This window comes from Reyranella sp. (assembly GCF_004297405.1).
In the GTDB taxonomy this organism is placed as follows: domain Bacteria; phylum Pseudomonadota; class Alphaproteobacteria; order Reyranellales; family Reyranellaceae; genus Reyranella.
The window spans coordinates 13,520-32,217 of the sequence record NZ_SCVC01000013.1 but is presented as its reverse complement, the minus strand read 5'-3'; the positions used below and the strand labels follow the sequence as shown (position 1 = coordinate 32,217).

The window sequence follows — 18,698 nt, the reverse complement described above, 5'->3', positions numbered from 1 at the left end:
GCTAGTGAAGGATCTTGCGAAGATCGGTCATGGTCTGTGTCCATTTGTTTGTGCCAAACTCGTTCGATACGACTTTGCCGTCCTGCACGATCACGAAGCGCGGCGTGCCGGTCTTGCGCGGGAGCTGATCGAGGATCGGCTTGAGATCGCCGGGCCAGTGACGCTCCTGATAGGCCTCCTTGAGCTTGGGCGGATCGACCTCGACCCAGGTCACTTTCTTGAACTCTGGCGAAGCAAGCCAGGCCGTCTTGTACTGGTTCTTCCAGTTAGAGCAGGGCCGGCAATCCGCGCCGCCCACATAGATCACCTTGACCTCCGACGCCGCCTGCACCGGGCCCAACGCCATCGAGGCGAGCAGGCCGGCAACGAGAAAGGCGCGACGATTCATGATCACTCCGGCAGCGGCAGACAGGCTAATCTAGGGCCGCATGGCTCAGGCGAACAAACCTTCTCTCGTCACACTGGGTGACTTCTTCCATTTCGCGGTCCGCCGCTTCCGCCAGGCAAGGCTGGCCTATGGCCACGGCACGACCAATGCCGTGGACGAGGCTGCCTTCCTGATGCTGGAGGCCCTGCGTCTCCCGATTCATCGCATCGATCCCTGGCTCGACCTCAAGCCGACGCCGGCCGAACGGGCGCGGCTCCTCACGTTGATCGATGCCCGCATCAGCCTGCGCATGCCGGCGCCGTATCTGCTGGGGGTCGCCTACATGCAGGGCGTGCGGTTCCATATCGACCGGCGCGCGCTGATCCCGCGCTCCTTCATCGGCGACATGCTGGCCGGTGGCGTCCTGCCTGTCGCCAAGCCGCGCCGCATCCTCGATCTCTGCACCGGTTCGGGATGTCTCGCGATCCTGGCCGCGCTCGCCTTCCCGCGCGCCACGGTCGATGCCGTCGACCTTTCGCCCGGTGCGTTGGCATTGGCGCGGCGCAATGTGGCTGCCCACCGGCTGGGCGATCGCATCTCCGTTCATCGGGGCGACCTTTTCAAGCCGCTCGCGGGACGTCGTTACGATCTCATCATCAGCAATCCGCCCTATGTCGATGCCGGAGGCATGGCGAAGCTGCCGCCCGAGTTCCGGCACGAGCCGCGCCTCGCTCTGGCCGCCGGTAAGGACGGGCTCGACCTAGTGCATCGCATTCTGGCCGAGGCGCCGCAGCACCTCACGAAGAACGGTGGCCTGGTTTGCGAGATCGGCCGCGGTCGTGATCCGTTGGAGGCGGCCTACCCCCGCCTGCCCTTCCTCTGGCTCGATACCGAGCTCAGCGAGGGCGAAGTGTTCTGGATCACGCGGTCCGACCTTGCAGGCTGATTAGGCCGTATCGCCGAGGCAGATGCCCAGCGCCCGGGCGGTGCGGATCAGCGTGCCGTCGGGATCGACGGTCCGCGACTTGCCGACCACCTTTTCGAGCGGCACGTCGATCACCTGACGATTCCACCACGCCACCATGCGGTCCGCCTTGCCTTCCGCCAGCAGATCGACGGCTCGCACGCCCAGCGCCGAGGCCAGGAGACGATCCTCCGCCGTCGGCATGGCGCCGCGCTGGACATGCCCCAGCACCGTCGCCCGCGCCTCTGCGCCCGTGGCCTTGACCAGCCGCTTGGCCAACCATTCGCCCACGCCGTGGTCGGGGGCGTCGGCGGCAGGATCGGCCGCCTCGTCCGACTGACCTGCAGCCTCGGCAACGACGACCAGCGCCGAGGTCCGGCCGGCCGCCCGCAGGCGGGCGATGCGGCTCACCACCCGTTCGAGGTGCCAGCGCACTTCCGGGATCAGCACCACGTCGGCGCCACCCGCGATCGCTGCCGCAATGGCGATATGGCCGGCGTCGCGCCCCATCACCTCCAGCACCATGGTGCGCTCGTGGCTGGTGCCGGTGGGCTGGAGGCGATCCAGCGCCTCCGTGGCGATGGCGACCGCCGTCGAATAGCCGACAGCGCGCTCTGTGTGACCGACATCGTTGTCGATGGTCTTCGGGATCCCGACGAAGGGAATGCCCGACACGGCCAGGAGATTGCGCAGGATCGCCAGGCTGCCGTCACCGCCGACGCCGATCAGACCTTCAAGACCCAGCAGCTTCAATCCTTCGACCATCTCGCCCGAGCGATCCTTCTTGCTGCCGTCCGGCATCGGGAAGGCGAAGGGATCACCGCGATTGGTGCTGCCGAGGAACGTGCCGCCCTGCCGCGCAACTGCCGCGTCGAGCCGCGCCGGATCGAGCGTCACGGCCTCGACAGGACGCTCGAGCAGGCCGAGCGTTCCATAGCGCAATCCGACCGTCGTCCAGCCATAGCCATGTTGAGCGCGCAAGGCGACGGCCCGGATCGCAGCGTTGAGGCCGGCGCAATCGCCGCCGCTCGTGAGAATGCCGATTCGTCTGGTCATCAGGATACTCCTGCACACTACGGGCTACGGAACGGCGAACAACTTGAATGGTTCAATCAATCTTGAACTCCACCGTTGCAGCATCAAGATGGCAAACATGAAAGAGCACTATCGGACTTTCGCAGGCTACAACGCCTGGGCCAACCGCCGCCTTTACGGAGCTGCGGCGCAACTGTCCGACGCCGACTATCGTGCCGATCGAGGCGCCTTCTTCAAGTCCATGCATGGCACGCTCAATCATCTGCTGGCCACCGATCGCATCTGGATGAAGCGCTTCACCGGCGAAGGCGAAGCACCGGACCGGCTGGATACCATTCTGCATGAGCATTTCGACGCGCTACGCGCTGCACGTGAGGCCGAGGACCACCGCATCGTCGGCTGGGTCCAGAGCCTCGACGAGGCGCGCTTGACGGGCGTGATCCGCTATCGTCGCGTCTCCACGCCCGAGGAGTTCGTGCAGGAGCTGATGCCGGCGCTCGATCACTGGTTCAATCACCAGACTCACCATCGCGGCCAGGCGCATATGATCCTCACCAGCCTCGGCAAGGCCGCCCCGGAGCTGGACATGCTCTACTACCAACGCGAGATCGCGGCTGGCCGGGCTACTTGAGCTCACAAACCGAGCGGGCGTGACCGGGGCCCGGCCAGCGCGAATCGCAGACAGCGAGCACCTCTCCCTCTGTGCCGTAGAGCGCACTGGTCCAGGTACCATCATCCACCGGGTTCACCACCATGGTCGCGAAGTCACGTAGCCCCACGACATAGGCATCACTGCGGTCGAGACCGGGCACGCGGACGGGTCGCTTGGGATGGTCTGGCGAAGGCACGGGCTGAACGTGCGAGAGTTCCATGCCGCCCGTGCCGACGGCGAGATGCGGCGGCTGCCGACTGTCGAAGCCGATTGCCTGGAAGCGATGCATGTGACCGACGATCACCACCTTGACGTGGGATGGTATCCCGTTGGGAAAGACGCGATGCACAGCCTCGCGCTGGGTTTCGTTGACGAAGCCATAGGGCGTTGACGGAATGGGCCCGCCTTTGTCGCGCTTCACGACACCCCAGATCGGTCGATGGGTGACCAGCCAGGTCGGCGTGCGATCCTCGGCCAGCAGGCGCGCGACCTCACGATACTGGCCAAGATAGAGATCGAGATTGAAGAGAACGGCATCGGCGGCATTGGCCGAATCGATCGCGACGATGTTGAGCTTGCCGAACTTGAGACGAAACGGCGGGTTGGTGATCGTCGGAAAGGCCTGCCCAGCAAAAGGAAGTGCCGGCGGCTTGGGCCACGCGCCGAGTTGCCATCCGGCCGGCGTTTGTGGCGGGCATTCCTGCTGCTTTGCGCCAGGCCCCAACAGGGGCGAGTTGGCATCGAGGAGATAGAACCAGCCGGGACCGGCACGGCTGCACAATTCATGATTGCCGCGGCTCAGCAACCAGGGCGCAACCGGCAACAGGCGCGCGGCGGGCAGGAAGAAGTCGTCGCGCCAGTACGCCCATTTGTCGGGAATCGGGCTGCCTTCCATGTTCTGGCTCCAGTAGGCGGCGCCGATTGGCAGGTCCGGTTCGTCTTCATCGTCGAGATCGCCGGTGTCGTAGAAGCTGACGGGCATGTCGCGGCCATAACCCGAGACACGAGCTGGCACGACCATGCCTCGTGGCGTGCCGCGATAGTTGTAGTCGCCGACATGGATGATCAGGTCGGGTCGGTTCCCGACCTCCTCGTCCGACAACGTGCCGAACGGCCAGACCTTGGCGAAGCCATCACCGGTGCAAGGCTGCGGCTTGTCCTTGGTGTCGCCGCGGCAACCGCTATCGCCTACCAGCACGACCCGACGCGGCGTGCCGAGTGATACCACCGGCAGATCAATGCGCCGACCTCCCTGGAATACGCTCGCCGCCTCGCCCACGGGATAGCGCGCCTCGCAGACCAGCACGTCGTCGAACTGACCGCCTACGGGGCGTCGGCGTGGCGTCATGGTGACGGGCGTGCCGCCGTGGGAAGAGCGCAGCGACGGACACGCCGTTGCGCGCTCGGCGACGCTGCGCACCATCGGGACAGGCCTGCCATCCGTGCCCTCTCCGAACACCACGAAGGCGAAGAAGGGAGATGCTGTCCGCTGCGCCTGCACCGCACCATTCGCTAGGACCAACGCAAGAGCGGATGCGAGGACGAGGCAGACGAAGCGCATGGCGAAAGACTCCAGAACATTGCCGCAGCGGCAAAGCTCAAGCAGGATGTCAGAAAAGAATGGTGAGGAAAGCTCGATGGGCCAAACGCCGGACGATGTGCGGGACAGTACGCTGGATAATGTCACAGTCTCCTACATGGAGCGCACGCGGCACTATTATCGCGCGCTAGGATACGAGCAGGATTATGTATGGGCGCGCTTCGACGACGTACCGTTCACCCCGCTCACCAAGCCTCTTTCGGCTACACGTCTCGGCCTCGTCACCACGGCGAGCCCACCGGGGCTCAGCAATCGCAATGCCCAAGGCGTGCGCCGTGTCTGGTCGGGGGATATCGATCCGCCGCCGGCCTCGCTGTTCACCAACAACCTCGCCTGGGACAAGGAATCGACCCACACCGAGGATCGCGAAAGCTACCTGCCGATCGAGACCGCATCCGCACTGGCGCACGATGGCCGCCTCGCAGGCCTCGCCGCGCGTTTCCACGGGGTGCCGACCGAGTACAGCCAACGGAAGACCCTGACCGAGGACGCGCCTGAAGTCCTGGCGCGGCTGCGTGCAGATGGCGCCAACGCCGCCCTGCTCTGCGCGCTTTGACCCGTCTGCCACCAAACCGTGAGTTTGGTCGCCCGACATCTCGAAGCCAACGGACTGCCGACCGTCATCGTGGGTTCGGCCCTCGACGTGGTGGAATATTGCGGCGTGCCGCGATTCCTGTTCACTGACTTTCCACTCGGCAACCCCTGTGGCCTTCCGTGGAACCGCGACATGCAACGCGCCATCGTCGATCAGGCGATCGGCCTCCTCGAGACGGCCGACCGGCCACGCACGACACTGCAGGCGCCCTTCACCTGGAAGGCGGACGATCCCGGCTGGCGCGCCCGCTACGGCCGTGTCGATCCGGCAGAGCGCGAACGCCTGCTGGCGGCCGGCCGCGAGCGCCGTGAACACCAGGCGGCCGCCAGCACGTTGAAGAAGGGCTGAGCGCGATCAGGAATTCCAGAGCTGCGGTGAGCCGCGTACGACGACACGGCGTCCCATCGCGGTAATCGCGGGTCCGTTGGCTGTTACTACAGCGAGTTCCGACTCCACGAGATGCTTGATCGCAACGTGATCGAGCAGACGATGATCGCGGTTCCAGCCGCCGATCGCTTTCAAGGTTTCCCATTCACTGGGACTGAGTCGGAGATCGTTTTCCGTATCCATGCTGCCTCCGATGCACTGGGGCAGACCGTTTACTCGCTAAACGTGACAGATCGGCGACCGGCTCCGATTTGTCACAACGACAAATCGGAAACCCGCAGGACTTATGAGCGGCAGCGAAAAAACGTCAGAACATGCCGTTGCTATTGGCCGCCTTCTCGGGGATCGGCTGGATCACATCCCAGTGCTCGACAATCTTGCCGTTCTCGAGGCGGAAGATGTCGACGATGGCCACACCGCGATCGCCGGGTTCGCGATGGCTCTCGACATGCAAGATCACGAAATCGCCGTCGGCGAAGGCGCGCTTGATCTCGCTGCGGGCATTCGGCGTCTTCTCCTTGCGCATGGCAATGAAGGCCTTGAAGCCTTCGATACCGTCCGGCGCCGTCGGATTGTGCTGGATGTATTTCGGCCCGAAATGTTTGGCCGCCGCGTCGAAGTCTTTCTGATTGAGACCTTTCTCGTAGAAGTCGAGAACGACTTTCTTGTTGGTCTCCGGATCGGCGGCCATCGCTGTCGCAATGGCGGCAAGCGACAGCACGACAGCGAGTGCGAGATGCTTCATGGGGATAGCCTCTCTCTGCCGACCTCGAGCGTCCGGCGGGCTACATGTTGCGCGAGAATTCCTCGTCCGTCGGCAGCCGCCCATCAGGCGTCAGTTGATTGATGAATTCCGGCAGATGCTGGCTGAGGCCGGCAAGCAGATCGTTCTGCGACAATCCCGATTGCTGGCTGAGCGTGCCGAGTCTGTCCGGTCCGATCGCCTTCGCGAGATCTTCCAGACCGATAGGCTGGTTGGCGCCCGTGCCGACCCACGACTTGACGGCATCGCCTTGGCCCGCCTGCTCGAATTGTTTCATCAAGTCGCCCAGGCCACCGCTCAGGACGCCGCCCGCGGAGCCACCGGCCCCACCGGCCAACAGGCCGCCCAATCCGCCTTTCAGCAGGCCACCGAGGTCGCCACCCAGCAATTCGCCCAACAAGCCGCCACTGGCTGAGGTATTGCCTCCCGATGGTTGTTGCTGCTGCTGACCGCCCAGCATCCGGCTGGCGAGCAGCCCGAGCAGCGCGATCATGATGGGTGAGAGAGCGCTTCCACTTCCGCTGCGCCCTGCGGGAGCCTCGCGGCCGGGACCGGTCTGGATGCCGTTCAGAATGTCTAGCAAGCTCATGCTGCCCCTCCAGTCTGTTGGCGATGGTACGATCCCACCGTCGGATGGAGAGGGCAAGGCAAAGGCGGACATAGCCTAAGCATGCTCGGCTGCCGGAGCCTGCATAGGGTGAGAAAGAACTGGTCCGCGAAGTGCTTGCCGGGAATGGTGGGCGCACCAGGGCTCGAACCTGGGACCCGCTGATTAAGAGTCAGCTGCTCTACCAACTGAGCTATGCGCCCCCCGAAGACCGGAGGCATTGCCCGGAAGCGGCGCGGCTATACCAAGGCCTTTTCCCCTTGTCGAGTCGTCTGGAAAACGGGCCGGGGAAACCTGCCTACCGTGTGCGCGGCAGTTGCGCATCGCGGTAGACGTTGACCCCGATCAGCAGCCCGCAGGCGAACATAACCGAGAGCAGCGCCGTGCCGCCATTGCTGACGAGCGGCAGTGGCACACCCACGACCGGCAGCAGGCCCATGACCATCGCCGTGTTGATGAAGACGTAGAGGAACATCAGCGACGTGACGCCGAGCGCCAGCAGGCGGCCAAAATGGTGCTGGCTGCGGAAGGCGATCGAGAAGCCCCACACCAGCACCAGCGCGAACAGGGCGAGCAGTACGCAGGCGCCGACCATGCCCCACTCTTCGACGAAGGTCGTGAAGATGAAGTCGGTCTGTTTTTCCGGCAGGAAGTTCAGCGACGACTGGGTGCCCTTCAGGAATCCCTTGCCGAACAGGCCACCCGAGCCGATGGCGATCTTGGACTGGGTGATGTGGTAGCCGGCGCCCAGCGGGTCACGGTCGGGATCGAGGAAGGTGAGCACGCGCTTGCGCTGGTATTCGTGCATGAGCGTCCAGGCGATCGGCAGGCAGGCGACCGCCGAAACTCCCGCGGCAAGGAACATCCAAATTCGCACGCCGGCCACGAACAGCAATGCGCCACCGCCCATCAGCACCATCATCGCCGTGCCGAGGTCGGGCTGAACCATGACCAGCGCCACCACCACCAGGATCATGGCCACCGGCGGCAGCGTGTAGAGGAACTGCGACGCCTGTTCCTTGCGCAGCCCGTGATAGTAGCGTGCCAGCACCAGGATCACCGCCACCTTGGCGATTTCCGAAGGCTGGATCTGCAGCGGCCCGATCACCAGCCAGCGCTGCGCGCCCATGCCGATCTTGCCGATGACGTCGACGGCCACCAGCATCAGGACCGAGACGATGTAAATCGGCCAGGCCATCGCCAGCCAGACCTTGGGGTGGATCAGCGCTACCACCAGCATCAGTCCGAAGGCCGCTCCATAACGCACGGCATGACGCGCTGCCCACGGCTCGAAGCGGCCGCCGGCCGCCGAATAGAGCGCCAGAACGCCAACCCCCGCGATTGCGGTCAGGACGAGGACGAGCCCCCAGTTGATGCGCCAGATCTTCTCGGCAAAGCCGATCGGCGCCGGTGCGTCGAGGGCGAGGCTCACCGCGACGCCATCTTCTTGAAGCCATCGGTGCGGCGCGACGGATCGCGCTTCATGGTCTCCACCAGCACATCGCGGCCGATCGGGCCAGCGGTGGAGCCACCCGCCATACCGTGCTCGACGATGACGGCGCAGGCATAGCGCGGCTTGTCGGCCGGACCGAAGCAGACGAACAGCGCGTGGTGGCGCAAATGCCAGGGAAGCTGCGCCTGGGTGATGCCCATCTCGCGTTCGCGTTCGGTGATGCGCTTCACCTGAGCCGTGCCGGTCTTGCCCGCAAAGGTGAAGGCCGGGTCCAGCACCTTGCCGGCGCCGTCGCGCCTCAGGTGGATAGCCGTGCCCAGGCTGCCATTGACCACATCGACCATGCCCTGGCGGATGATCTGCAGGTGTTGTGGATTCAACCGGAGCGATGGCGCTGTCGGCTTGTCGCGGGGCGCCGGCGGCGCCAGCTCTTCGCGGGGCGTCGCCTTGGCTAACAAGAGATTGGGCTGAACCTCGTAGCCACCATTGGCGAGGCGTGCCGTCATCACGGCAAGCTGCAACGGGGTCGCCGTCATGTAACCCTGGCCAATGCCGAGGTTGAAGGTATCGCCGTGCTGCCAGGCTTTGCCGATCTTCTCCTGCTTCCAGCCGCGGCTCGGCTGATTGGCCGACGATTCACCCGGCAGGCCAAGCTCGCTCGTCTTACCGAACCCGAGACGGTTGGCCATGTCGGCAATACGATCGACACCGGCGCGCCGCGCCGCCTCATAGAAGAAGCAGTCGCAGGAGCAGGCGATCGCCTCGGTGACATTGGTCGAGCCGTGGCCGCCCTTCAGCCAGCAATGGAACTTGATGTTGCCGAGTTCGAGGAAGCCGGCGCAGGGCAGTCGCGTCCAAGGATCGATCGCCTTGGATTCGAGCGCGGCCAGCGCCGTCACCATCTTGTAGGTCGAGCCCGGCGGATAGACGCCGGCGATCGCCTTGTTGTGCAACGGCCGCTCGGGATTATCCAGAAGCTCACGCCATTCGCTCTGCGTAATGCCGCGGGCAAAGGTCGAGGGATCGAAGCCCGGTGTCGACACCATCGCCAGCACGTCGCCCGTGATCACGTCCATGACCACGACCGAGCCGGACTGATGCTCCTTCATCTTCTCGGCAACGAAGCGCTGCAGGTCGAGGTCGATGGTGAGCAGCGCATTGGTGCCGGGCTGGCCTTCGGTGCGGTCGAGTTCACGCACGACGCGGCCGACGGCGTTGACCTCGACCTGAACGGCGCCGGCGCGGCCACGCAGATCGTCCTCGAGCGAGCGCTCCATACCCTTCTTGCCGAAGCGCATGGTGGGGAGGCTGAGCACCGGATCGTCCCGGCCGGCAAGGTCCTCATCGGCGACGCGGCCGGTATAGCCCACGATGTGGCTCATCAGCTCGCCTTCGGGATAGTCACGCGACTGGCCGAGATCGATGAAGACGCCCGGGAGATCGGGCGCGTTGAACTCCAGCCGCGCCACCTCTTCCCAGCCAAGGTTTTCTCGCACGACCGCCGGTTGGGAATTGCGGCTGCGGCGAAGCTCACGCAGCAGGCGGTTCTTGTCGGCGTCGCCCAGGCTCAGGATCTGATCGAGCCGCTCGATCAGGACGTCTGCGCCGCGTCCGCGGTCGGACGTCACCATCGCGCGGAAATTGTTACGGTTCACGGCCAGCGGCTGACCGCTGCGGTCGAAGATCAGCCCGCGCGACGGCGGCAGCAGCCGTAGATTGATGCGGTTTTCGTCGGCAAGCGATGCGAAGCGCTCCGTCTCGACGACCTGGAGCTGGTAGAGCCGACCAGCCAGCGCCGTCAGCAGCACGGCCTGCGCACCGCCCAGCACCAGGGCGCGACGCGTAAAGAGGCCGCTGCGTTCGCCATCGCCTTTACGAAAATGCTTCATGTCGTGGTCTCACCCGGCCGCGCCGTGCCACGCGACAGTTCCGGCACGTTCAGCGGATCGCGCGCGCGCACCCGGGCGAGCAGCGGCGCCAGCAGAGGATAGAACACGGCCACCACGAGATACTGCTTGATTGCCGGCACAGGATCGATGGCCGTCCAGGTCCACAGGGTCGTGAAGGCCCAGACCAGGACGACGAAACCGAACATGAGGATGCAGAAGCCGATCCACTGGAAAAGGAACGGCACACCGACCAGGTAGCGGCGGTTGGCGACCACGGCGGCGCGGATCAACACGAATCCCAGGGCACTGACCCCAACCGGCGCACCGGGGCCGCCCAATAGCAGGTCGAGCAACACGCCCATGGCCAGCAGCAGCGGTCCGGGAAGTCGCTCGGGCGTGGCGAGACTGAACTGGAACACGACCAGCGCCGGCAGGAGCGGCAAGGTGTCGGACAGATAAGGGGCGCGCAGCGGCGCCAGGGTCAGCAGCACGAAAAAGAGCAGTACCGAGCCCGGCAGGGCCGCCCTGCCCCAGCGATCGAGACCGGCGAGTACGCCATCGGCGCGCATATCAGCGGACCCTCTGGCCGGGTGCCGGCGTGCCGGCAGGTGCGGCCTGGGGTGCAGGCGTTCCCGTGCTGCCGCTCACCAGACCGGTGACGCCGTAATCGACGACGCGCACGAACTCCAGACGGGAGAAATCGGTGAACGGTCGCACCCGAACGCTGCCTTCGTTCGTCTCGACCACCTCGCCGACCGGAATGCCGACGGGGAAACTGCCACCGTGTCCGGAGGTCACGATGCGGTCGCCCCGCTGAACGCCCGCCACGCTCTGCAGCAAGGTGAGCCGCAGGCGGGTCGAGTTGTCGCCGGCCAAGATGGCGCGCTCGCGCGTGCGTTCGATCAGGACTGGCAGGCGCGAGTTCACGTCGGTAACGAAAAGGACGCGGGCGCTGTTCTCGCCGACCTCGGCGATACGGCCCGCCAGGCCCTCACCTGTCACAACGGCTTGGCCAGGGGCTACGCCGACCCTGCGACCGACATTGAGGAGCGCGCCGCGCATATAGGCGTTGACGCTGTCGCCCACGATGCGGGCGGTGATGAACGAGGCTTCGGGCCCCTCGCGGAAATTGGCCAACCCCCGCAGGCCTTCGTTCTCGTTTTCGAGGCGCCGGGCGGCCGTCTGCCAGGCGAGCAGCCGGGCGTTCTCCTCGCGCAGCCGCGCATTCTCTTCGCGCAGCGAAGCGAATTCCCTCAGGTCGGCGATGGCGCGGTTGGCATAGGCGACGGGCCGCGCAATGGCCTCGAGCACCGGGCTCGCAATATCGAGCGCAAGGACGCGGGCGTGTTCGACGAGAACGGTGTCGGCCTTGCCGATCAGCATGATGACGAAGGCAGCGACCACGACCAGGCCAAGGGCGAAGCGCTGCACGACTGTGCGCACTTGGCCCGCGACCACCTCGAAGTCGTCCCGAATCGCCATGTTCGGCTATTCTACTCCAACTCGCTCGACTTCTCCTCCCCAGCTTAGTCGGGGAGCGCGCGAAGGGGAGGCGTTTCTCTTAGTACATCGAGGACAGAACGCCGCGCAGGCGTGTGATGTTCTCCACAGCGTGACCGGTGCCCAAAGCAACGCAGAGCAGCGGATCCTCGGCCACCGAGACCGGCAGGCCAGTCGCCTGACGCAGCACAGTGTCCATGTTGGCGAGCAGCGCACCGCCGCCCGTGAGCACGATGCCCTTGTCGACGATGTCGGCCGCCAGCTCGGGCGCCGTGTTCTCCAGCGCCACCTTCACAGCCTCGACGATCGCGCTCACCGGCTCCTGCAGGCTCTCGGAGATCTGCCGCTCGGTGATGATCAGCTCCTTCGGCACGCCGTTCATCAGGTCGCGGCCCTTGATCTCCATGGTGCGGCCTTCGCCGTCGTCCGGCGGGCACGCCGACGCAATCGTCTTCTTGATGCGTTCGGCCGAGCTTTCGCCAACCAGGAGGTTATGGTTGCGGCGGATGTAGGCGATGATCGCCTCGTCCATCTTGTCGCCGCCGACGCGCACGGAGCGCGGATAGACGATGCCGCCCAGCGACAGCACGGCCACTTCGGTGGTGCCCCCGCCGATATCGACGACCATGGAGCCGGTCGGCTCGGTCACCGGCAGACCGGCACCGATCGCCGCCGCCATCGGCTCCTCGATCAGCCACACCTTACGGGCGCCCGCGCTCTCGGCCGATTCCTGAATGGCGCGACGCTCGACGGCGGTGGAGCCGGAGGGCACGCAGACCACGATCTGCGGATGGGCAAAGCTGCGCCGGTTATGCACCTTGGAGATGAAGTGCTTGATCATCGCTTCGGCGACTTCGAAGTCGGCGATGACGCCGTCACGCAGCGGGCGGATCGCCTGGATGTTGCCGGGGGTACGGCCCAGCATCATCTTGGCTTCTTCGCCGACGGCGAGGACCTGCCGCTTGCCGCTCTGCGTGGTCAACGCCACGACGGACGGTTCGTTGAGAACAATGCCCCGACCCTTCACATAGACCAGCGTATTGGCCGTGCCGAGGTCGATGCCCATGTCCGCCGAAAATAGCCCGATGACGCGCGACAGCATTGAGTTAAGTCTCTGTAATTGCGGCGAAATCTTGATTTTAAAGCGCCATTCCTGGGTCCGGCGCCAAGGTGCGACCGGGTTTAGACCGGCGGGCCAACGCTCGCAAGACGATTCAGGCCAAGCATCCTGCAACCTCGCTTCAGACGTGTTCCTCTTTCGTGCGACGCGAAGAACAGACGCGCCACCTGCAGCTACAGCCCCATCATCTTGGCGATGGTGTTGCGCTGGATGTCGTTGGTGCCGCCGCCGATCGAGCCGACGCGCACGTCGCGGAACAGACGCTGAATGTCGTGCGCCATCGTGTAGCCGGCGCCGCCCATGATCTCCATGGCGAGGTGGGCGCATTTGAACTCGCCGTCGGTGCCCTGGATCTTGGCGATAGCCGTCTCCTCGACGGGATCGAGCCCGGCGTCGAGCATGTCGGCCAAACGGTAAGTCAGCGCCTGCGTGGTGCGCAGCATGATGCGCATGTCGGCGAACTTGTGCTGGATCGCCTGGAACTTCGAAATCGGCTGGCCAAACTGCACCCGCTCTTGAGCGAAGCGTTTGGCGTACTCGATGGCGAAGTGCATGTTGCCGCAGGCCTGCGCGGCGAGGCACAGGCGCTCGAGGTTCAGCCCTTTCATCAGGCCGGACCAGCCACGATTCTCCTCGCCGATCACATGATCGGCCGGCACGAACACGCCATCGAAGAAGATTTCGTTGGCATGCGTGGTCCGCCGGCCGAGCGTCTCCAGCGGCTTCATGGTGAGGCCGGCCGCTTTGGCATCGACCCAGAAGAGCGTCACGCCCTTGTGGCGCGCATCGCCGTCGGTCTTGGCGACCACCATCAGGTAATCCGCGACATGGGCGGCGCTGATGTAGAGCTTCTGGCCGGTGATCCGGTAGCCGTTGCCGTCGCGCACGGCGCGCGTCTTGATGCCGGAGGCGTCGGAGCCGGTGTCGGGCTCCGAAAGCGCGAAGGCGGACTTCAACTTGCCGGCGCAGATTTCCGGCAAATAGCGCCGGCGCAGATGCTCGCCGGCCGTGAGCTGCAGGTGCATACCGCCATAGACGACGGTCGGCAGGTAGAGCGATGACGCGCCGCTGTAGTGGCGCGCCAGCGCTTCGACCAGGATGACGAGATCCTTGCGGCTGCCGCCCATGCCGCCATAGGCGGGATCGTAGGGCAGCGCCATGTAGCCCGCTTCGGCCAAGGCCTTGAAGGCCGCGTGCGGGAATTCGCTGGCGGCATCGAGCCGGCGCACCTCCTCTGATGGCAGCACGCGCGCCAGCAGTTCGGAGACGTTGCGCCGGATCAGCTTCTGTTCGTCGGTCAGACCGAAATCATCCAAGTCAGTCATCAAACTCTCGAAATAACAATCTAGCTTCAGTCGAACACAACGACGCCGCGGGCAACTTCGCCGGCCATCATCCTCTTGAAGCCGTCGTTGATCTCCGAGAGCTTGTAGGTGCGGCTGATCAGGCCGTCGATGTTCAGACGCTTGTTCATGTAGTGGTCGACCAGTACCGGGAAATCGAGGTCGGGCCGCACGGAACCGTAGAAGGTGCCGCTCACTTTCTTCTCACTGAACACCATCATGAAGGGCGAGTACTGCGCCTTCATCGACGGCGCAGAGATACCGACGGCGACGGCGTGCCCACCCGGCGCCAGGGCATCGAAACCGAGGGCCTGGGTCTTGTCGATCGACACCGCATCGAAGGAATAGTCGACACCCAATCCGCCGGTGATCTCCTTCACCTTTTTCACCGGGTCGTTGTCGGTCGCGGTGTTGACGGTGTGCGTGGCGCCGAAGGTCTTCGCCATCTCGAGCTTGTTGTCGAGGATGTCGGCCGCGATGATCTTCGACGCGCCCGAGAGCATGGCGCCCTGGATGGCGTTGAGGCCGACGCCGCCGCAGCCGATCACCAGCACGGTCGAGCCCGCTTCGATCTTGGCATGACGGGTCACCGCACCGACGCCGGTTGCCACGCAGCAGCCGACCAGAGCTGCCTGCGCCCAGGGCATGTCCTTGCGGATCGGAATCACCATCTCCTCCGGCACCACCACCTCCTCGGCGAAGGTGCCGATGCGGGCCATCTGGTTGATGCCCTGGCCCTTGTGCTTCAGCCGCAAGGTGCCGTCGTAGAGAGAGCCCGGCGGCACCGAGGCGCGGCCGATGCAAAGGACGGTGCGGCCCTGCGTGCAGTAGCGGCAGCGGCCGCAATGCGGACGGAAGGAGAAGATTACGTGGTCGCCCGGCTTCACCGTCGTGACGCCGGCGCCGCATTCGAGAATCTCGCCGGCCGCTTCATGGCCCGGCACGATCGGCATGGGTGACGGCCAGTCCCCGTTCATGACGTGCCAGTCGCTCTGGCAAACACCCGACGCCCGCATCTTCACGCGCACTTCCTGCGCCTTCGGCGGATCGAGCTCGCACTCCACGACCTGCAAAGGCTCATTGGGCTTGAACAGAACAGCGGCCTTCATGTTTTTCCTCCTGAATCGTTGGCGGGACTATATCATCGCCCGCATGACCAACACCCTTCTCATCACCGGTGGCGCTTCGGGCATCGGCGCCGAGACCGCCCGTCGCGCTGCAACACGCGGCTACAGGATCGCCATCAACTATCGTTCGCGCGACGCTCAGGCCAAGGCCGTCGTGGCCGACATCACGGCCAAGGGCGGCCAGGCCATCGCATTGCCAGGCGATATGGCGAACGAAGCCGATATCGTGCGCCTGTTTGCAGAGACCGAGCGGACGCTGGGGCCGATCACCCATCTGGTCAACAGCGCCGGCATCGATCCCAGCAGGGCGCGCGTCGAGGACTATGACGCCGCCACGCTCCATCGCCTGTTCACGATCAATGTCACCGGCCTGATGCTGTGCTGCCGCGAGGCCACGCGGCGCATGTCGACCAAGAACGGCGGCAAGGGCGGCGCGATCGTCAACGTCTCGTCCATGGCCGGCACCCTCGGCGGACGCAAAGGCGCGTCGGCCTATGCCGCCACCAAGGGCGCGGTCGATGCCTTCACCAAGGGCTTTGCCCGCGAAGTCGCGGCCGAAGGCATCAGGGTCAATTCGATCCGCCCCGGCGCGGTCATGACCGAGATGACCGAGGGCCGGTTGAACGACACCGCTGTCCGCACTGCCGTCGCCGCGTCGATTCCCATCCAGCGCATTGGCGAGGCGCATGAAATCGCCGAGGCGATCTTGTGGCTCCTGTCGAAGGAAGCCTCCTTCATTACCGGCGCCATGCTCGACGCATCCGGAGGCGGCTATGTCATCTGAAGCCAAAACACTTCTCATCACCGGCGGTGCCTCGGGCATCGGCGCCGAAACGGCCCGCCGCGCGGCAGCGCATGGCTATAAGATCGCCATCAACTACCGCTCGCGCGACGCCCAGGCCAAGGCGGTCGTGGCCGACATCGCGACCAAAGGTGGCCAGGCCATCGCCCTGCCGGGCGACATGGCGAACGAGGCCGACATCGTGCGGCTGTTCGAGGAGACCGAGCGGGCGCTGGGTCCCGTCACGCATCTCGTCAACAGTGCCGGCATCAACGGCAAGCGCGGCCGGGTCGATGAGTACGACGCGGCCATCCTCGCCAACCTATTCGCCGTGAATGTCGTTGGGCTGATGCTCTGCTGCCGTGAAGCAGCGCGGCGCATGTCGACCCAGCACGGCGGCAAGGGCGGCGCGATCGTCAACATCTCGTCGATGGCCGGGACACTGGGCGGACGCCCCGGCTCGTCGGCCTATGCCGCCAGCAAGGGCGCCGTCGATGCCTTCACCAAGGGCTTTGCCCGCGAGGTCGCGGCAGAGGGCATCCGTGTGAACTCACTGCGACCGGGCATGGTGTTGACCGAGATGACCGAAGGCCGGCTGAACGACGCCACTTTCCGCGCCAGCATCGAAGCCTCGATCCCGATGGGACGAATAGGCCAGAGCCACGAGATGGCCGACACGATCCTGTGGCTGCTCTCGGAACAGTCGTCCTTCATCACCGGCGCGATGCTCGACGCCTCGGGTGGCGGATACATGATCTGAGCGCATTCATATGCGCTGGCCCAAAAGAATTGAGGCGCCGAAACCGGCGCCTCTTTTCTTATCTAATCTGATCGGCGTGCTTAGTTGCGCGCCTTGTCGACCAGAGCCTTTTCCTTGATCCACGGCATCATGCCGCGCAGCTTCTCGCCGACCTGTTCGATCGGGTGCTCGGCCATCTTCTTGCGCATGGACTTGAACGAAGCCTGGTTGACCTTGTTCTCCAGCATCCAGTCGCGCGCGAAGCGGCCGGACTGAATGTCCTCGAGGACGCGCTTCATCTCGGCCTTGGTCTCGGCCGTGACGATGCGCGGGCCCGAACGATACTCGCCGTACTCTGCGGTGTTGGAGATCGAGTAGTTCATGTTGGCGATGCCGCCCTCGAAGATGAGGTCGACGATCAGCTTCACTTCGTGCAGGCACTCGAAGTACGCCATCTCCGGCGCGTAACCCGCCTCGACCAGCGTCTCGTAGCCAGCCTTGATCAGCTCGACCAGACCGCCGCACAGAACGACCTGCTCACCGAACAGATCGGTCTCGCACTCTTCCTTGAACGAGGTCTCGATGGTGCCGGCGCGACCGCCGCCGACCGCCGAGGAGTAGCTGAGCGCGATCTCGAGCGCGTTGCCCGACGGGTTCTGCGCCACTGCCACGAGGCAGGGCACGCCGCCGCCACGCACATACTCGGAACGCACCGTGTGACCCGGGCCCTTCGGCGCGATCATGAACACGTCGAGATCGGCACGCGGCGTCAGCAGGTTGAAGTGAACGTTAAGGCCATGGGCGAAGGCGAGCGCGGCGCCCTGCTTCATGTTGGGCTCAAGATCGGCGTTGTAGATGTCCGACTGCAACTCGTCCGGAGTCAGCACCATCACGATGTCGGCCCACTTGGCGCCATCGGCCGGACTCATGACGGTGAAGCCGGCGCCTTCGGCCTTCTTCGTCGTCGCGGAGCCGGGCTTCAGTGCAATGCGCACGTCCTTGACGCCGGAATCGCGCAGGTTCATGGCGTGGGCGTGGCCCTGGCTGCCGTAGCCGACGACAAGGACCTTCTTGCCCTTGATCAGGTTCACATCGGCGTCACGATCGTAGTAGACACGCATAGGGCCCATTCCTCCTGGCAGTGCGCTCTTGGCAATAAACGGGGCTTACTAGACAACCCAGCCCACAAACACCAGTCTGGAATCCTGCCTCTTCGCATGTCGGCCCTGCATTCCCTCCTGCCCCTGCTCGCTATGTCCTTTTTCCTCGGCGGCTGCTGGTACAGCTCCTCCGTCTCCGGCAGCAAGGATGGTACGTCGCAGATGCGGCGGATCGACCAGGCGAATGCCAGCACCACGCCGCAACAGGCCCAGGCGCTCATCAGCGGCAAGACTTGGCGCGCAACCGGCAGCCTCTACGGCCCTGCCGTCCACTATTCTACACCTGACGGGCGGGATTTTGCCTGGTTCATTGAGGGACGCCAGGTCGTCGCGGGCGAATGGAAGGTCGAAACCGGCCCCGCAGGCCCCAGCGGAACCTTGGTTACGAAAGTCTGCCTGCGCTACCCCGGCGAAGCGATCCATCCGATCAGCAAGGCCGCGGGCGCCGACTGGTACTGCCAGGCTGCCGGTTCGGTCTTCGCATGGGTGGGCGAGCGCGTAGACGGCGATCCACTCGGGCTCGCCAGCCGGAGCGAATTGCCGTTCGTCTCCCGCCACAAGCCCCTGACCATCAGCCAATTGCAGGCACTGCTACAGCGCTAGACCTCAAAGGACC

21 protein-coding genes and 1 tRNA gene are annotated in these 18,698 nt (G+C 64.9%); 7 read left to right on the top strand and 15 right to left on the bottom strand.

The window, feature by feature from the left end:
- Position 1 precedes the first annotated feature (1 nt).
- A complete protein-coding gene (locus EPO50_RS12015; protein ID WP_296344265.1) occupies positions 2 to 388 on the bottom strand; it encodes a hypothetical protein in 387 nt (128 codons plus the stop codon).
- A 40-nt stretch (positions 389 to 428) separates the two neighbouring features.
- Here EPO50_RS12015 and prmB point away from each other — a divergent pair, with 40 nt between their 5' ends.
- Positions 429 to 1,313: a 50S ribosomal protein L3 N(5)-glutamine methyltransferase gene (gene prmB / locus EPO50_RS12010; RefSeq protein ID WP_296344263.1), complete on the top strand. Its 885-nt coding sequence runs from the start codon at positions 429 to 431 to the stop codon at positions 1,311 to 1,313.
- On the opposite strand, the gene EPO50_RS12005 is transcribed toward prmB, so the two are convergent.
- On the bottom strand, positions 1,314 to 2,387 hold the full coding sequence (locus EPO50_RS12005; RefSeq protein WP_296344261.1) for an ATP-dependent 6-phosphofructokinase: 1,074 nt from the start codon (positions 2,385 to 2,387) through the stop codon (positions 1,314 to 1,316). It abuts the gene before it with no gap.
- A gap of 97 nt (positions 2,388 to 2,484) precedes the next feature.
- Between EPO50_RS12005 and EPO50_RS12000 the strand changes: the two genes are divergently transcribed.
- Positions 2,485 to 2,997: a DinB family protein gene (locus EPO50_RS12000; protein WP_296344260.1), complete on the top strand. Its 513-nt coding sequence runs from the start codon at positions 2,485 to 2,487 to the stop codon at positions 2,995 to 2,997.
- On the opposite strand, the gene EPO50_RS11995 is transcribed toward EPO50_RS12000, so the two are convergent.
- On the bottom strand, positions 2,990 to 4,579 hold the full coding sequence (locus tag EPO50_RS11995; RefSeq protein WP_296344258.1) for a metallophosphoesterase: 1,590 nt from the start codon (positions 4,577 to 4,579) through the stop codon (positions 2,990 to 2,992). The genes EPO50_RS12000 and EPO50_RS11995 overlap by 8 nt on opposite strands.
- Before the next feature lie 76 nt (positions 4,580 to 4,655).
- On the opposite strand from EPO50_RS11995, the gene EPO50_RS11990 reads away from it, so the two are divergent.
- Both EPO50_RS11990 and EPO50_RS11985 read left to right on the top strand, forming a co-directional pair.
- Positions 4,656 to 5,174 (top strand): hypothetical protein, encoded by a 519-nt coding sequence (locus tag EPO50_RS11990; RefSeq protein WP_296344257.1) that lies wholly within the window; start codon positions 4,656 to 4,658, stop codon positions 5,172 to 5,174.
- An 18-nt stretch (positions 5,175 to 5,192) separates the two neighbouring features.
- Positions 5,193 to 5,561, top strand: coding sequence for a hypothetical protein (locus EPO50_RS11985; RefSeq protein WP_296344255.1), 369 nt, complete (start codon positions 5,193 to 5,195; stop codon positions 5,559 to 5,561).
- 6 nt (positions 5,562 to 5,567) lie between these two features.
- On the opposite strand, the gene EPO50_RS11980 is transcribed toward EPO50_RS11985, so the two are convergent.
- The 11 genes from EPO50_RS11980 to EPO50_RS11930 all read right to left on the bottom strand — a co-directional run bounded on the left by EPO50_RS11980 (position 5,568) and on the right by EPO50_RS11930 (position 15,384).
- A complete protein-coding gene (locus EPO50_RS11980; protein WP_296344253.1) occupies positions 5,568 to 5,783 on the bottom strand; it encodes a hypothetical protein in 216 nt (71 codons plus the stop codon).
- Positions 5,784 to 5,907: 124 nt separating this feature from the next.
- Positions 5,908 to 6,345 carry a nuclear transport factor 2 family protein gene (locus EPO50_RS11975; protein WP_296344251.1) on the bottom strand — a complete coding sequence of 146 codons (438 nt, stop codon included), beginning with the start codon at positions 6,343 to 6,345 and terminating at the stop codon, positions 5,908 to 5,910.
- A gap of 40 nt (positions 6,346 to 6,385) precedes the next feature.
- Complete coding sequence (locus tag EPO50_RS11970) at positions 6,386 to 6,952, bottom strand: YidB family protein (RefSeq protein ID WP_296344250.1); 567 nt, start codon at positions 6,950 to 6,952, stop codon at positions 6,386 to 6,388.
- Between the two features lie 145 nt (positions 6,953 to 7,097).
- Positions 7,098 to 7,173, bottom strand: a tRNA-Lys gene (locus tag EPO50_RS11965).
- Between the two features lie 95 nt (positions 7,174 to 7,268).
- Positions 7,269 to 8,402, bottom strand: a complete 1,134-nt coding sequence (gene rodA, locus EPO50_RS11960) for a rod shape-determining protein RodA (protein ID WP_296344248.1) — start codon at positions 8,400 to 8,402, stop codon at positions 7,269 to 7,271.
- Positions 8,399 to 10,312, bottom strand: a complete 1,914-nt coding sequence (gene mrdA / locus EPO50_RS11955; RefSeq protein WP_296344247.1) for a penicillin-binding protein 2 — start codon at positions 10,310 to 10,312, stop codon at positions 8,399 to 8,401. Before mrdA ends, rodA begins: the two co-directional genes overlap by 4 nt.
- Entirely contained in the window at positions 10,309 to 10,881 is a 573-nt protein-coding gene (locus EPO50_RS11950) for a hypothetical protein (protein ID WP_296344245.1), read from the bottom strand. Before EPO50_RS11950 ends, mrdA begins: the two co-directional genes overlap by 4 nt.
- 1 nt (position 10,882) lies before the next feature.
- On the bottom strand, positions 10,883 to 11,794 hold the full coding sequence (gene mreC, locus EPO50_RS11945; protein ID WP_296344243.1) for a rod shape-determining protein MreC: 912 nt from the start codon (positions 11,792 to 11,794) through the stop codon (positions 10,883 to 10,885).
- Between the two features lie 79 nt (positions 11,795 to 11,873).
- Positions 11,874 to 12,914 carry a rod shape-determining protein gene (locus tag EPO50_RS11940; protein ID WP_020694014.1) on the bottom strand — a complete coding sequence of 347 codons (1,041 nt, stop codon included), beginning with the start codon at positions 12,912 to 12,914 and terminating at the stop codon, positions 11,874 to 11,876.
- A gap of 191 nt (positions 12,915 to 13,105) precedes the next feature.
- Positions 13,106 to 14,257, bottom strand: coding sequence for an acyl-CoA dehydrogenase family protein (locus EPO50_RS11935; RefSeq protein WP_296344240.1), 1,152 nt, complete (start codon positions 14,255 to 14,257; stop codon positions 13,106 to 13,108).
- A gap of 26 nt (positions 14,258 to 14,283) precedes the next feature.
- Complete coding sequence (locus EPO50_RS11930) at positions 14,284 to 15,384, bottom strand: Zn-dependent alcohol dehydrogenase (RefSeq protein WP_296344236.1); 1,101 nt, start codon at positions 15,382 to 15,384, stop codon at positions 14,284 to 14,286.
- A gap of 43 nt (positions 15,385 to 15,427) precedes the next feature.
- Between EPO50_RS11930 and EPO50_RS11925 the strand changes: the two genes are divergently transcribed.
- Positions 15,428 to 16,186 (top strand): SDR family oxidoreductase, encoded by a 759-nt coding sequence (locus tag EPO50_RS11925; RefSeq protein ID WP_296344235.1) that lies wholly within the window; start codon positions 15,428 to 15,430, stop codon positions 16,184 to 16,186.
- Positions 16,176 to 16,943 carry an SDR family oxidoreductase gene (locus tag EPO50_RS11920; protein ID WP_296344233.1) on the top strand — a complete coding sequence of 256 codons (768 nt, stop codon included), beginning with the start codon at positions 16,176 to 16,178 and terminating at the stop codon, positions 16,941 to 16,943. The genes EPO50_RS11925 and EPO50_RS11920 overlap by 11 nt, the downstream gene beginning before the upstream one ends.
- 80 nt (positions 16,944 to 17,023) lie before the next feature.
- Here the strand turns inward: EPO50_RS11920 and ilvC are convergent, their stop codons facing one another.
- Positions 17,024 to 18,043: a ketol-acid reductoisomerase gene (gene ilvC / locus EPO50_RS11915; RefSeq protein WP_296344232.1), complete on the bottom strand. Its 1,020-nt coding sequence runs from the start codon at positions 18,041 to 18,043 to the stop codon at positions 17,024 to 17,026.
- A 96-nt stretch (positions 18,044 to 18,139) separates the two neighbouring features.
- On the opposite strand from ilvC, the gene EPO50_RS11910 reads away from it, so the two are divergent.
- A complete protein-coding gene (locus tag EPO50_RS11910; protein WP_296344230.1) occupies positions 18,140 to 18,685 on the top strand; it encodes a hypothetical protein in 546 nt (181 codons plus the stop codon).
- Positions 18,686 to 18,698: the final 13 nt, after the last annotated feature.

Coding starts and splice junctions, on each gene's coding strand:
- EPO50_RS12015 (WP_296344265.1), bottom strand. CDS start 388: ATGAATCGTCGCGCCTTTCTCGTTGCCGGCCTGCTCGCCTCGATGGCG.
- ilvC (WP_296344232.1), bottom strand. CDS start 18,043: ATGCGTGTCTACTACGATCGTGACGCCGATGTGAACCTGATCAAGGGC.
- EPO50_RS11995 (WP_296344258.1), bottom strand. CDS start 4,579: ATGCGCTTCGTCTGCCTCGTCCTCGCATCCGCTCTTGCGTTGGTCCTA.
- mreC (WP_296344243.1), bottom strand. CDS start 11,794: ATGGCGATTCGGGACGACTTCGAGGTGGTCGCGGGCCAAGTGCGCACA.
- prmB (WP_296344263.1), top strand. CDS start 429: ATGGCTCAGGCGAACAAACCTTCTCTCGTCACACTGGGTGACTTCTTC.
- EPO50_RS11980 (WP_296344253.1), bottom strand. CDS start 5,783: ATGGATACGGAAAACGATCTCCGACTCAGTCCCAGTGAATGGGAAACC.
- EPO50_RS12005 (WP_296344261.1), bottom strand. CDS start 2,387: ATGACCAGACGAATCGGCATTCTCACGAGCGGCGGCGATTGCGCCGGC.
- EPO50_RS11930 (WP_296344236.1), bottom strand. CDS start 15,384: ATGAAGGCCGCTGTTCTGTTCAAGCCCAATGAGCCTTTGCAGGTCGTG.
- EPO50_RS11910 (WP_296344230.1), top strand. CDS start 18,140: ATGTCGGCCCTGCATTCCCTCCTGCCCCTGCTCGCTATGTCCTTTTTC.
- EPO50_RS11925 (WP_296344235.1), top strand. CDS start 15,428: ATGACCAACACCCTTCTCATCACCGGTGGCGCTTCGGGCATCGGCGCC.
- EPO50_RS11975 (WP_296344251.1), bottom strand. CDS start 6,345: ATGAAGCATCTCGCACTCGCTGTCGTGCTGTCGCTTGCCGCCATTGCG.
- EPO50_RS11920 (WP_296344233.1), top strand. CDS start 16,176: ATGTCATCTGAAGCCAAAACACTTCTCATCACCGGCGGTGCCTCGGGC.
- EPO50_RS11935 (WP_296344240.1), bottom strand. CDS start 14,257: ATGACTGACTTGGATGATTTCGGTCTGACCGACGAACAGAAGCTGATC.
- EPO50_RS11970 (WP_296344250.1), bottom strand. CDS start 6,952: ATGAGCTTGCTAGACATTCTGAACGGCATCCAGACCGGTCCCGGCCGC.
- EPO50_RS11940 (WP_020694014.1), bottom strand. CDS start 12,914: ATGCTGTCGCGCGTCATCGGGCTATTTTCGGCGGACATGGGCATCGAC.
- EPO50_RS11950 (WP_296344245.1), bottom strand. CDS start 10,881: ATGCGCGCCGATGGCGTACTCGCCGGTCTCGATCGCTGGGGCAGGGCG.
- EPO50_RS12000 (WP_296344260.1), top strand. CDS start 2,485: ATGAAAGAGCACTATCGGACTTTCGCAGGCTACAACGCCTGGGCCAAC.
- mrdA (WP_296344247.1), bottom strand. CDS start 10,312: ATGAAGCATTTTCGTAAAGGCGATGGCGAACGCAGCGGCCTCTTTACG.
- EPO50_RS11990 (WP_296344257.1), top strand. CDS start 4,656: ATGGGCCAAACGCCGGACGATGTGCGGGACAGTACGCTGGATAATGTC.